This is a genomic window from Micromonospora sp. NPDC004704, assembly GCF_053601675.1.
This window is the reverse complement of record NZ_JBSGCD010000001.1, coordinates 117384-130269: the sequence shown is the minus strand read 5'-3', so window position 1 is coordinate 130269 and position 12886 is coordinate 117384. Positions and strand designations below refer to the sequence as shown.

Below are 12886 nucleotides of genomic sequence, written 5' to 3'. Positions count from 1 at the left end.
GCCGGCAGGATGGCCGGATTGCCTCGGCCACCTAGCGTGACCCAGGGACGGCAACCGTCGTCAATCGAACGAGGGAGAGATCGTGACGGGGACAACATCCGCGGCCGGCGGTACGGCGGCGGCGCGCGCGAGTGACGTGTGGAAGGTGTACGGCAGCGGTGAAGCGCAGGTCATCGCCCTACGCGGAGTCACCGCCGAATTCGAACAAGCCCGCTACACCGCCATCATGGGACCCAGCGGCTCCGGCAAATCCACCCTCATGCACTGCCTCGCCGGACTCGACTCCGTCACCCGCGGCACCATCCACATCGGCGACACCACCGTCACCGGACTCAACGACAACGGACTCACCAAACTCCGCCGCGACAAAGTCGGCTTCATCTTCCAACAATTCAACCTCCTCCCCACCCTCACCGCCGAAGAAAACATCCTCCTCCCCCTCTCCATCGCCGGCCGCAAACCAAACCCCGACTGGTACAACACCGTCATCAAAACCGTCGGACTAGCCGACCGACTCCACCACCGACCCAACCAACTCTCCGGCGGCCAACAACAACGCGTCGCCTGCGCCCGCGCCCTCGTCGCCAAACCCGACGTCATCTTCGCCGACGAACCCACCGGAAACCTCGACAGCCGAGCCGGCGCAGAAGTCCTCACCTTCCTCCGCGACAGCGTCCGCAACCACCACCAAACCATCGTCATGGTCACCCACGACCCCGTCGCCGCCAGCTACGCCGACCGCGTCATCTTCCTCGCCGACGGCGCCATCGTGGACGAGTTGACCGACCCCACGGCGGAGGCTGTCCTCGACACCCTCAAGCACCTGGACGTGCTGGCCCACCAGGCCGAGGTGGCGTGATGCTGCGTGCCACGCTGAAGAGCCTGCTCTCACGCAAGCTCCGGCTGGTCCTGTCCGGTTTCGCGATCATCCTCGGCGTGATGTTCGTGGCCAGCGCCTTCGTACTCACCGACAGCCTCGGCGGCCGGTTCGAGCAGCTGTTCCAGACCGTGAACAAGGACGTCGCGGTCCAGGTGCAGGCCACCGACGAGGCGCGGGAGGAGGTGAATCCGCCGCTGCTGACCGAGGCCGACCTGGATCGGCTGGCCGCGGTCGACGGGGTCCGCGCGGTCGCCGGGGACGCCAGTTCGGAGGGGATAACCCCGTTCCGCAAGGACAACGGCAAGGCACTGCCTGCCGGCGCCCCGCACCTCGGGATCGGGCTGGCCGACGACGACTTCGTCGCCGACGGTCTGCTGCACGTGGCGGAGGGTCGGGCCGCACAGGCCGACAGCGAGGTCACCCTGACCCGCTACACGGCCGAGCAGACCGGTCACAAGATCGGCGACCGGATCAAGATCTACGTGCCGCGGAGCGCCACCAGCCCGGAGTGGACCGTGGTCGGTCTGCTGGAGTACTCGGGCGGGCGGACGTCGCTCGGCGGCGAGACGATGGTCGGGTTCACCGTGCCGGAGGCGCAGCGCCTCTTCTACGGCACCACCGGGGTGTTCGGCGCCGCCCAGCTCGAGGCCGAGCCGGGGGTGTCGCAGGAGACCCTGAAGCAGCGGGTCGCCACGGCCACCCCGGCCGGGTTCGAGGCGATCACCGGTCAGGAGGCGGCCGACGAGCAGGCGTCCCAGCTCAAGCAACTGCTCACCTTCGTGAACTGGTTCTTCCTCGGCTTCGCGTTGATCGCCCTGCTGGTCGGGATGTTCCTGATCTTCAACACCTTCAACATCATCATTGCCCAGCGGTCGCGGGAACTGGCACTGCTGCGGGCACTCGGCGCGAGCTGGCGGCAGGTCACCGGCAGCGTGCTGGTCGAGGCAGTGGTGGTGGGCGTGATCGCGTCCACTCTGGGCCTGGGCGCGGGCATCGCGGTCGCGGCGGGGCTGCAGGCGCTCACCGGCGCCCTCGGTTTCCCCCTGCCCGAGGGCGGGCTCACCGTCAGCGGCACCGCCATCCTGGCGTCGTACCTGGTCGGCGTCGTGATGACGGTGATCGCGGCGCTGATCCCGGCGGTCCGCGCCGCCGGGGTGCCACCGATCGCGGCCATGCGCGACGTGGTCCGGCCGGACAAGTCACTGCGCGGGCTGACCATCACCGGCGGGGTGATCACCGCGATCAGCGTCGCGCTGCTCAGCATCGGGCTGGTCGGCGTGGAAGGGCTGACCGCGGTGGCGCTCGGCGGTGGCGTACTGCTCGCCGTGGTCGGGGTGGCGCTGCTCTCCCCGGCGCTGACCCGCCCGGTCGCCGGGACGATCGGGCTCCTGGTGAGCTGGGGCACCGCGACCGGGATCGGCCGGCGCAACACGCTGCGCAATCCCCGCCGGACCGCGGTGACCGCCGCCGCGCTGATGGTCGGCGTGACCCTGGTCAGTGCGGTCAGCGTGATCGGCGCGTCGCTGAAGGCCAGCGTGACGGACCTGGTGGAGAACGACCTGAGCGCCGCGGTCATCGTGACCACGGGCGTGGTGGCGCCGCCGACCGGCAAGGAGGGATTCGATCCGGCCCGGCTGGACCAGGCGGCCCGGATTCCGGGCGTCACGGCGGTCCTCGCGACCCACCTCGCGGTGCTGCCGGTCGACGGCAACGCGAACTCGTACGTCCAGGCGGCGGATCTGCCGACCGCCCGGTCCCTGATGTCGATGGAGCAGGTCTCCGGCACGTTGACCCCGACCGGGGAGAACGAGGCGATCGTCGACGACGGCACCGCGGAGACCAACGGCTGGAAGCTCGGCAGCACCTTCGTGGTCACCATGCCGGTGGGCGGCGACCGGACGTACACGATCGCCGGGATCTACCAGCGGACGACGGTGGCCAACGGCGTGATCCTGCCCCCGTCGCAGGTGAAGTACTTCGCCGGGCCGCTGGCCTTCCAGGGCCTGGTCCAGGTTTCCGAGGGTACCGACGTGATCGCGGTGACCCGCCAGGTCGAGCAGCTCATGGCCGACTACCCGCTGGTCAGCGTGGTCGACCAGGCGAGCTTCATCAAGCAGCAGACCTCGGCGGTGGACCAACTGCTGGTGATCTTCTACGTGCTGCTGGCGCTGGCCGTACTGGTGGCGTTCCTCGGCATCATCAACACCCTGGTGCTCAGCATCTACGAACGCACCCGGGAGTTGGGTCTGCTGCGGGCGGTGGGCATGGGCCGCCCGCAGATCATGGCGATGGTGGGTGTGGAATCACTGCTGATGGCCGTCTTCGGCTGCCTGCTCGGGGTCGGACTCGGGGTGGCGCTCGGGGTCACGGTCACCGAGGTGCTGCGCAACCTGGACGCGATCTCGATCGTCGCGCTGCCGTACCTTCAGCTCGTCGGTTTCCTGGTCGCGGCCGCGCTGGCCGGGGTACTGGCCGCCGCGTGGCCGGCCTGGCGGGCGTCGCGGCTCAACGTGCTACAGGCGATCTCGTACGAGTAAGCGACCGCCGGTACGAGTGCGGGGTGGGCGTTCGCGCCCGCCCCGCACTGCCATTTCTGCCGGTGAAAACGCTCGGTGACCGGGTCGGGCACGCTCGACGATCCGGTCAAATCACCACACGAAGCGCTCCGTTGCGGAAAGATCCGGTAGGGCGATCGGAATGGGTCGCTACCAGTCAGGGGCAACCCTGAGTGGGCATCCGGGCCGACCCGCAGCGGAATATCCGCTGTGGCTCCACCCAGGGGTGGACGAGTCGGGCTTCGGCGGCACCGACGATGGAGACTGCCGGCCGGACCAGGGGTGCCCGGACGGATCAGACTTTTCATCGAAGGAGAATTCGAGTGACCGCGACGGTAGGCCAGAACACGCAGGCGGCTGCGCGTGCCAATGAGGTGTGGAAGGTGTACGGCAGCGGTGAAGCGCAGGTCATCGCCCTACGCGGAGTCACCGCCGAATTCGAACAAGCCCGCTACACCGCCATCATGGGACCCAGCGGCTCCGGCAAATCCACCCTCATGCACTGCCTCGCCGGACTCGACTCCGTCACCCGCGGCACCATCCACATCGGCGACACCACCGTCACCGGACTCAACGACAACGGACTCACCAAACTCCGCCGCGACAAAGTCGGCTTCATCTTCCAACAATTCAACCTCCTCCCCACCCTCACCGCCGAAGAAAACATCCTCCTCCCCCTCTCCATCGCCGGCCGCAAACCTAACCCCGACTGGTACAACACCGTCATCAAAACCGTCGGACTAGCCGACCGACTCCACCACCGACCCAACCAACTCTCCGGCGGCCAACAACAACGCGTCGCCTGCGCCCGCGCCCTCGTCGCCAAACCCGACGTCATCTTCGCCGACGAACCCACCGGAAACCTCGACAGCCGAGCCGGCGCAGAAGTCCTCACCTTCCTCCGCGACAGCGTCCGCAACCACCACCAAACCATCGTCATGGTCACCCACGACCCCGTCGCCGCCAGCTACGCCGACCGCGTCATCTTCCTCGCCGACGGCGCCATCGTCTCCGAACTGATCGAACCGACCCCGGAGACCGTGCTGGACACGATGAAGAAGCTCGACGGGCTCGCCGAGGCGGGGATCTGATGCTGCGCGCAACCCTGAAGAGCCTGCTCGCCCGCAAGGTCAGGTTGATCCTGTCCGGGCTGGCCGTGGTGCTGGGCGTCATGTTCGTCTCCGGCTCGTTCGTGCTCACCGACACCCTCGGGCGTTCCTTCGACTCGGTGTTCAGCGACGCGTACGCCAACACCGACGTGAACGTGGCGGCGAAACCGAAGATCGCGGTGAACGAGTTCGAGGGCGAGCAGCTCGCGAACCCGCTGCCGGCGGCCACCCTGGACACCGTACGGAAGGTGCCCGGTGTCGCCGAGGCGACCGGGGTGGTGGCGACCGACGGTGCCCGCCTGATCGGCAGCAACGGCAAGGTCGTCACCTCGTTCGGGCCGCCGCAACTCGGCGAGAACTGGACCGGCGAGGACGACCTGGTGAAGTTGCGCGAGGGCCGCGCCCCGGCCGCCGACACCGAGATCGTGATCAACGCCGGGCTGGCCAAGGCGGCCAAGGTCAAGGTCGGCGACCGGGTCGGCGTACTGGTCGACCTGGCGCCGAAACAGGAGTTCACCCTGGTCGGGGTCTTCGGTTACAGCGGTGACCGGGACAGCCTCGGCGGGGTCAACGAGGTGGCGTTCACCGACCCGGTCGCCCAGCGGCTGATGCTCGGGGAGACCAACGTCTTCACCAACATCGCCGTACGCGCCCAGGACGGGGTGGACCAGGCCACGCTGCGCGACCGGGTCGCGGCGGCGGTCGGCGACGGGTACGAGGTGAAGACCGGCAAGCAGCTCTCCGCCGACTCCTCGGCCGGGTTGAAGGAGGGACTGGCCTTCTTCAACCAGATCCTGCTCGGCTTCGCCGGGGTGGCGCTGCTGGTCGGCACCTTCCTGATCCTCAACACCTTCTCGATCATCGTGGCGCAGCGCACCCGCGAGCTGGCCCTGATGCGGGCGATCGGGGCCAGCGGCAGGCAGGTGATCCGCTCGGTCCTGGTCGAGGCGGTGGCGATCGGCCTGGTCGCCTCGATCCTGGGCCTGGGCGCCGGCATCGGGGTCGGTGCCCTGCTGGCGTACGCGTTCGGGCAGTTCGGCGGCGGCCTGGAACTGGCCGGCGTGGGTGTGCCACCGATCGCGGTGATCAGTTCGTTCGCGGTCGGGATCCTGATCACGGTGGTCGCCGCGCTGATCCCGGCGATGCGCGCCTCCCGGATCCCTCCGATCGCGGCGATGCAGGACGTGGCCACCCCGGACCGCCCCCTGACCAAGCTCACGGTGGCCGGAGCGGTGGTCTCGGTACTCGGTGCCGGGCTGCTGACCCTGGGTCTGACCGGTACGGCCGGCGACGCGATCCTCGGCACCATCCTCGGCGGTGTGCTGCTCGCGTTCATCGGGGTGGCCCTGCTGACCCCGGTGATCAGCCGGCCGGTGGTGTCCCTGCTCGGCCGGATCTTCTCCTGGTCGGTGCCGGGCAAGCTCGGCCGGCTCAACTCCGGCCGCAACCCGCGCCGGACCGCGATCACCGCCGCCGCCCTGATGATCGGCATCGCGCTGGTCACCGGGGTGACGATCATCCTGGACTCGGCCAAGTCGAGCATCTCCGGCCTGGCCGAGGACACCATCAGCGCCGACCTGGTGATCTCCGGTGCTCAGTCCGGGCCCCGGCCGCCGACCTTCGACCCGGTGGTCCTGGACCGGGCTACCGCCCTGCCCGGGGTGAAGGCCGTCGCCGGCTTCTGGGGCGACATGGCGCTGGTCAACGGGAAGCGCGAATTCGTCAACGCGACCAACGACGTGCCGGCGATGCGGGACATCTACGGGGTGAAGGCGACCGCCGGCAGCGTCGACTCGCTCACCCCGGACCAGGTGTTGGTCGACGCCGACACCGCGCGGGACCTCAACCTGGCCGTCGGCTCCACCGTGCCGGTGCAACTGTCCCGGGGTGACCCGCACACCTACACGGTCAGCGGTATCTACGCCGACTCGGAGCTGTACAGCGGCTTCCTGCTGCCCCGGGACGCGACGAAGGACTTCGCCATCCCCCGGCCGTCGCAGGGGTACGTGCAACTGGACCCGGGCACCTCGGTCGGGCAGGTGCTGCCGGCGGTCGAGTCGCTGCTCGCGGACAGTCCCGAGGTGTCGGTGGCCGACCGGGCGTCGTTCATCAAGCAGCAGACCGGGCAGTTCGACACCCTGCTCCGGATGATCCAGATCCTGCTGGCGCTGGCGATCCTGATCGCCGTACTCGGGATCGTGAACACGCTGGCGTTGTCGGTGCTGGAGCGTACCCGCGAGTTGGGGCTGCTCCGGGCGATCGGGCTGAACCGGGCCCGGACCATGTGGATGGTGACCGTGGAGGCCGTGGTGATCTCGGTCTTCGGCGCGCTGCTCGGGATGGCCGTCGGCACCGGCCTCGGTGCGGCGGTGGTCCGCGCACTGCGCGACGACGGCATCACCGATCTGGTCCTGCCGTGGGCGCAGCTCGGCGTACTGATCGGCCTGGCCGCGGTGGTCGGCGTGGTCGCGGCGGTGCTGCCGGCGATCCGCGCCGCCCGGATCAACGTGTTGGGGGCCATCGCGCACGAATAGCCGCTCCAGGGGGACGGGGGATGGTGGGGCGGCGTCCGGGGGGACGCCGCCCCACCGCACGTCTCAGCCCGGCGTGGTGGGCAGGTCCAGCGGGGCCACCAGGCGGGCCAGCAGGTCCAGGTCCGCACCGGTCAGGCTCTCCAACAGGTGTACGCCGTCCACCCGGCCCAGCGGCACCTCGCTGGGCACCGCGAGTACGGCGGCACCGGCGGCAACCGCACTGGCCACCCCGGCCGGCGAGTCCTCGATCGCCACACACCGCTCGATCGGCACCCCGAGCATCCGGGCGGCGGTCAGGTACGGCTCCGGATCCGGTTTTGTCGCCAGCACCTCGTCACCGCAGACCACCACGTCGAACCGGTCCCGTCCGAGGGTTTCGAGGGCGACCTCGACCAGTTGCCGAGCGGTGGAGGTGACCAGCGCGGTCGGGATCCCGGCGGCCCGGACCAGGTCCAGCAGCCCGACAGCGCCGGGACGCCAGGGCAGTCCGGCGACGAAGAGCTCGGCCATCCGCTTCTCCAGCCAGGCCGCGCCGTACGCGGGGTCCCGGTCCTGGGCGAGGTCGGTGTTCAGGATCGCCATCGAGCTGGCCATGCTGGAGCCGATCATCGCCAACCGGGCGGGCTCGGAGAGCCGACCGCCGTAGTGGGCGGCCAGTTCGTGCAGGGCGACGTCCCACAGCTTCTCGCTGTCGACGAGCGTGCCGTCCATGTCGAAGAGCACGGCGGCGGGATGCTGGCCAGTCAGAGGATCCTCCCGGGTACGAGCGCTGATCCCCCGATCATGCCAAGCACGGGTCGGGGCGGTGCGCGTACTCGGGGTGAACTGTGGCCGATCCCTCAGGGTGCCGGCGGGGTCAGGTCAGGTCGCAGGCGGCGAAGGAGCGCTCGTAGCCACGGAAGAAGGAGTCGATCCGCTGCTCGGCGGTGCCGTGCGAGCCCTCGGCGAACCACGGCTGGTCCGGGTCGTCGCCGACCGCCACCAGCCCGGCCCGGAACTCGTCCAGGTCACCGTCCTGGAGGTCGAGCTGCCGCTCCTGGACCGAGTCACCGATGTACGCCCCGGCCATGCAGTCGGCCTGCAGTTCCGCCTGGATGGTGAACTGGTGCTGGATGCCGAGTCGCGCCTGGATCGCGTGGGCGTACTCGTGGCCGAGCAGGAAGAACAGGAACGCGTCCCCGATCTGCCGGAAGGCGGCCACGGCCCAGTTCACGTCGTACGCGATGAAGTCGCCGGCCGGGCAGTAGACCGCGTTGTTGCGCGGCACCGCCTGCTCACCGCAGGCCACCTCCCCGTCGCGGGAGTACGCGAACACCCGCCGGACCGGCTGGAACCGCTGCCGGGACTCGGTGAACCGCTCGTCCCAGTACTGCTCGGCGAGCCGGACCGCGCCGGGGATGTCCCGCTCGAACTCCTCGACCGTGCCCGACCCGTCGACCGGTTCACCGGATGACGGCGCCGGAGCCGGAGCGGGCTCCTCCCCCGGCGTCGTGGGTCCGATCGCGCAGGCGAGCGTGACCACCAGCACCGTGACCAGGCCGAGCAGACCTGCGCCCCGACCGGATCGGTACCCGGTTGCTGTCTGCATGGCGGCCTCCTCGGCGATCGTGGCCGCCCGACGTCCGGCGGTGGTTCCATAATTCCCGCCCGACCGGTTCCTGACCACGATCCACATTGGCATGTGCCGACCGGAGCGCCGAGCCCGAGGCCCCACGGTCGACGAAGGGCCCGACGAGCAGACCGAAAAGCCGGCCGGCCGTACGACACGGCCAGCCGGCTTCTCGTCACCGCCCGGTGTCTACCGGCTGCCGGCGGCGATCGGTGTCGGCGTTACCAGCGGGGTCGACGTCTGGTCCGCGACCGGACGGGGCGTACGCCGGATGGTGGGTACGAGCAGCGCCGCCGCGACGGCGAGCACGGAGAGCCCGGCCAGCAGGGCGAACCCGTGGGTGTAACCGGCCTCCCGGGGCAGCCCGCTCGTCTGGAGGTTGCTGGTGACGATGCTGCTCATCATGGCCGCGCCGATCGCGCCGCCGATCGTACGGATGTTGGCGTTCATTCCGACCGCGGCGCCGGTGTGGTGGGCGGGCACGCTCTTCACGATCAGGTTCGTCATCGCCGAGTAGGCCAGGCCGATACCGAGGCCGAAGACGGCCGCGGCGGCTCCGAGCTGCCAGCGCTCGTCATGTGCCACGACGAGCGCGGCACAGGCCACCACGCTGAACGCCGACCCGGTGATGAGCTGCGCCTTCGCGCTGAAGACTCCTTCGAGACGTCCGCTGAGCAGGCCGGCGACGAACATGGTGACCAGCATCGGCAGCATCAGCAGGCCGGCCTCGGTGACGCTGGCGCCGAAGCCGTACCCGGCCGACGCGGGGGTCTGGGTGAACTGCGGAAGGAAGCCGTAGAGGGCGAACATCGCGCCACCGAACAGGAGCGCGACCAGGTTGGTCGCCCAGACGGCCGGCAGCCGCATGATCCGCATGTCGATCAGGGGGTTGGCCGAACGGACCTCGGTGGCGGCCCAGGCGGCGAAGACCGCGACCGCGACCACCAGCAGCCCGCTCACCTTCGTCGACGTCCAGCCCCACTTCGGCGCCTCGCTCACCGCCAGCAGCAGCGCGACGAGCCAGCCGGACATCAGTGCTGCGGAGAGCAGGTTGATCCGGCCCCGGTTCCGTACCGGCGACTCGGGCACCAGCAGGTACGCCGCCAGTGCCGTCAGCGCCACGATCATCAGCGGGATCCAGAACAGCCACCGGTACCCGAGCAGGCCGACGATCGGTCCGGCGAGCACGACGCCCAGGCCGCCGCCGACCGCGATGATGGCCGACATCGCCCCGATCGCGGAGGACATCCGGGACGCCGGGAACTCGTCCCGGATGATGCCGAACGACAGCGGGAAGACCGCACCGCCGACGCCCTGGATGAGCCGGGCGATGATCAGCACGGTGATGTTGGGCGCGATCGCGGCCAGGAGGCAGCCCACCGCAAGGCCGACCAGGGTGAGGACCAGGATGCGTTCCTTGCCGACCATGTCGCCGACCCGGCCGAGAATCGGGGTGAAGATCGCGGCGGAGAGCAGGTACGCGGTCAGCACCCAGGTGACCGTGCTCTGTGAGGTGTGCAGGTCGTGCTGGATCGTGGAGAGCACCGGGCTGATCAGCGACTGCATCATCGCGAAGAAGCCGGCCCCGGCCGCGAGTACGGCAAAGGTCAACTGCCGAGGGGTACGTCTGGTGGTCGATGCCACGAGAACTTCCTTATGGAGTAGCTGGAATAGATCCTGCCGATGGCCCGATCGGCGCGCCTGGTCGTCCGGCGGGCGGACATCGAGCGAACGTGCTGCGCCACCCCGTTCCGACGGGGAGGTAGAGTATCTGGAGGGCTCCCTCCGGACATTCCGATACCGGAGGGGTGCCTCCGAAAACATTACCGGAGGGATACCTCCGGTCGCAACAGAAGTAGGGAGACCCGGCTGTGACGAGCGCCGCACAGGTACCCGAGACCCTCTCCCGACGCCCGAAGCGGGCCGACGCGCTGCGCAACTACGAGAACCTGGTCTCCGCCGCGCGCGACGCCTTCGCCGAGCACGGATCGTCGGCGTCGTTGGAGGACATCGCCCGACGGGCACAGGTCGGCATCGGGACGCTCTACCGGCACTTCCCGACCCGCCGGGACCTCTTCGAGGCCGTCTACGTCGACGAGGTCGAGGCGCTGTCCCGCTCCGCCAGCGACCTGGCCGACGCGCCGCCGTGGGACGCGCTGGTCGGCTGGTTGCACCGGGTGGTCGGATACATCGCCACGAAGCGGGCGCTGGCCGAGGAACTGCTGCACGACTCCGAGATCTTCCAGCGGTGCCGTACCGAGGTCTACGACGCGGGCCGGCCGCTGCTCGTACGCGCCCAGTCGGCCGGGGTGGTGCGCCCCGACACCAACATCGACGACGTGATGCGGCTGGTCAGCGGCATCACGATGATCAAGGTGAGCGAGCCGGGTCAGCTCGACCGGGTGCTCGACATGGCCCTCGACGGCCTGCGCCCCCAGCCGCCGAAGGGCTGACTCAGTCCCCCGGCAGGTGCGTCACCGAGTTGTACTCGGCCAGCACGAGCCGCCCGGTATCGCCGGTCCAACGGGTGACCGAGGCGTTCGCCACCATGCCGACCCGGACGACCGATTCCAGGTCCGGTAGCGACAGCCCGTCGACCAGGTGGCGCAGCATCAGCACCACCGAGTCGTGCGCCACCAGCAGCACCCGTGCTCCGGCGTGCTCCCGGCGTACCTCGTCGAGCAGTGTCCGGAGGCGGGCGGCGACGTCCAGCAACGACTCCCCGCCCGGCGGACGCCAGTGAAACTCGCCGACGGCGGCCCGCCGGGCCGCCTCGGCCGGGTACCGCGCCGCGATCGCCGCGCCGGTCAGCAGCTCCAGCTCACCCATGACCCGGTCCCGCAGCCGGTCGTCGATCCTCGGCGCCGATAGGTCCGGGCCGTCCGCCGCCCGCGCCGCGTCCGCCGCCACCCGCCAGGTCTGCAAGGCCCGGAGGTACGGCGAGCAGAGCACCACCTGCGGCCGGTGCTCCACCGCGAGCGCCCCGAACCGGTGCCCGAGCGCCACCGCCTGCGCCTGCCCGAGCGGGGAGAGTGCGATGTCCGCGTCCCGGCCGGTGACCCCGCTCTCGACCCTGCACGCCGCTTCGGCCAGGGCGAACGCCGCGTTGGCGGTGCTCTGCCCGTGCCGGACCACCGTCAGTTCCGCGATCTCGGCGGGTGGGGGTCGAGAGTCCACCACATCACCCCGTCTCCTCTGGCAGCTACCGGGGTCAACGGTTGCGACGGCGGCGGGACATCGCCCAGAGCACACCACCGAGCGTCGCGACGAACAGCGGCAACAGGCAGACGATCGACAGTACGAGCACATGCCACGGCTTGATTGCACCCATTCGCCGTACCCTACGGTGATCTTCCGTCCGTCGGGTACCCGGATCCGCCCGGCCTCACAGCACGCCGTCGAGCTGGGCGAACAACTCCGCCGGTACGGCGCGGTCGTGCCGCCGGGCCAACTCGATCCAGTACTGCCGCCCGTGTTCCCAGGCCGCGCGCAGCCCCGCCCGTACGCCGTCCCCGTCCGCGCGGACCGTGGTGTCCAGCAGCGCGGACACGGCCCGCGACGACAGTTCGTCCTCGGCCCGGCGCGACGGGGTCAACCAGTGCGCGGTGCTCTGCTCGGCCAGCCGCGCCATCCACGTCAGGTGCCGGTGCGCGTGGCCCAACGCGTCCCACGCCCGCAGCGTCTCACCCCGACTCGCGACGTGGTGGGCCAGGACCAGCCAGTTCGCGAACCGGCCACAGAGCGTCTCGATCTCCTCGGCGTCGGTTGGCACGACCGGCTGCTGGGGCACCGAGTCCAGGACCGGACGCAGTGCCCCGCCCCGATCCAGCACGATCATCCGGTCCGTCGCCGCACCACGGGCCGGCCAACTCCGCACGCTCGGGATGTCGTCGGTGGTGGCGAAGTGGAACTCGCCGCGTACCAGGTCGGGGAAGAACACCACGTCGGTGCCGAACTCGTTGCGTACCAGGTGGGTCACCGGGGCGATCCGCTCGCACCAGCCACGCCGGTCGACCTCGTCGCGCAGGTCCGGCCGGAAGAACAGCCAGAACTCCACATCGCTGTACGCGTCCGCCTCGCCGATCGCGAACGACCCGTACATCAGTGCCGCGTCGAGGCGCTCGTCGGCCAGACAAACCTCACGCGTACGCGCGATCAACCGTTCCTGGAGCAGCACCGGACCAACGTACTCCCGGAGC

10 protein-coding genes are annotated in these 12886 nt (G+C 69.9%); 5 read left to right on the top strand and 5 right to left on the bottom strand.

The window, feature by feature from the left end; translation table 11 throughout:
- The first annotated feature begins 82 nt into the window (after nt 1-82).
- The 4 genes from ACWEFB_RS00600 to ACWEFB_RS00585 all read left to right on the top strand — a co-directional run bounded on the left by ACWEFB_RS00600 (nt 83) and on the right by ACWEFB_RS00585 (nt 7078).
- The gene (locus ACWEFB_RS00600) at nt 83-859 is read left to right on the top strand and encodes an ABC transporter ATP-binding protein (protein ID WP_326558589.1); all 777 of its coding nucleotides are present in this window, start codon (nt 83-85) and stop codon (nt 857-859) included.
- Nucleotides 859-3417 carry an ABC transporter permease gene (locus ACWEFB_RS00595; RefSeq protein ID WP_452280848.1) on the top strand — a complete coding sequence of 853 codons (2559 nt, stop codon included), beginning with the start codon at nt 859-861 and terminating at the stop codon, nt 3415-3417. Before ACWEFB_RS00600 ends, ACWEFB_RS00595 begins: the two co-directional genes overlap by 1 nt.
- Nucleotides 3418-3758: 341 nt before the next feature.
- Nucleotides 3759-4526, top strand: coding sequence for an ABC transporter ATP-binding protein (locus tag ACWEFB_RS00590; protein ID WP_326563316.1), 768 nt, complete (start codon nt 3759-3761; stop codon nt 4524-4526).
- Nucleotides 4526-7078, top strand: coding sequence for an ABC transporter permease (locus ACWEFB_RS00585; protein ID WP_452280846.1), 2553 nt, complete (start codon nt 4526-4528; stop codon nt 7076-7078). Before ACWEFB_RS00590 ends, ACWEFB_RS00585 begins: the two co-directional genes overlap by 1 nt.
- A gap of 63 nt (nt 7079-7141) precedes the next feature.
- Here ACWEFB_RS00585 and ACWEFB_RS00580 read toward each other — a convergent pair whose 3' ends face one another.
- From ACWEFB_RS00580 to ACWEFB_RS00570, 3 genes are all read right to left on the bottom strand, one after another.
- On the bottom strand, nt 7142-7801 hold the full coding sequence (locus ACWEFB_RS00580) for an HAD family hydrolase (protein WP_452280844.1): 660 nt from the start codon (nt 7799-7801) through the stop codon (nt 7142-7144).
- Between the two features lie 133 nt (nt 7802-7934).
- Nucleotides 7935-8666, bottom strand: a complete 732-nt coding sequence (locus tag ACWEFB_RS00575; RefSeq protein WP_452280842.1) for a neutral zinc metallopeptidase — start codon at nt 8664-8666, stop codon at nt 7935-7937.
- 210 nt (nt 8667-8876) lie between these two features.
- On the bottom strand, nt 8877-10331 hold the full coding sequence (locus tag ACWEFB_RS00570; RefSeq protein WP_452280840.1) for an MFS transporter: 1455 nt from the start codon (nt 10329-10331) through the stop codon (nt 8877-8879).
- Nucleotides 10332-10558: 227 nt separating this feature from the next.
- Between ACWEFB_RS00570 and ACWEFB_RS00565 the strand changes: the two genes are divergently transcribed.
- Nucleotides 10559-11140 carry a TetR/AcrR family transcriptional regulator gene (locus tag ACWEFB_RS00565; protein ID WP_452280838.1) on the top strand — a complete coding sequence of 194 codons (582 nt, stop codon included), beginning with the start codon at nt 10559-10561 and terminating at the stop codon, nt 11138-11140.
- Nucleotide 11141: 1 nt separating this feature from the next.
- Here ACWEFB_RS00565 and ACWEFB_RS00560 read toward each other — a convergent pair whose 3' ends face one another.
- A complete protein-coding gene (locus ACWEFB_RS00560) occupies nt 11142-11864 on the bottom strand; it encodes a histidine phosphatase family protein (protein WP_452280836.1) in 723 nt (240 codons plus the stop codon).
- Nucleotides 11865-12072: 208 nt separating this feature from the next.
- Nucleotides 12073-12864, bottom strand: coding sequence for a hypothetical protein (locus ACWEFB_RS00555; protein ID WP_452280834.1), 792 nt, complete (start codon nt 12862-12864; stop codon nt 12073-12075).
- Nucleotides 12865-12886 lie beyond the last annotated feature (22 nt).

Coding starts and splice junctions, on each gene's coding strand:
- ACWEFB_RS00595 (WP_452280848.1), top strand. CDS start 859: ATGCTGCGTGCCACGCTGAAGAGCCTGCTCTCACGCAAGCTCCGGCTG.
- ACWEFB_RS00585 (WP_452280846.1), top strand. CDS start 4,526: ATGCTGCGCGCAACCCTGAAGAGCCTGCTCGCCCGCAAGGTCAGGTTG.
- ACWEFB_RS00575 (WP_452280842.1), bottom strand. CDS start 8,666: ATGCAGACAGCAACCGGGTACCGATCCGGTCGGGGCGCAGGTCTGCTC.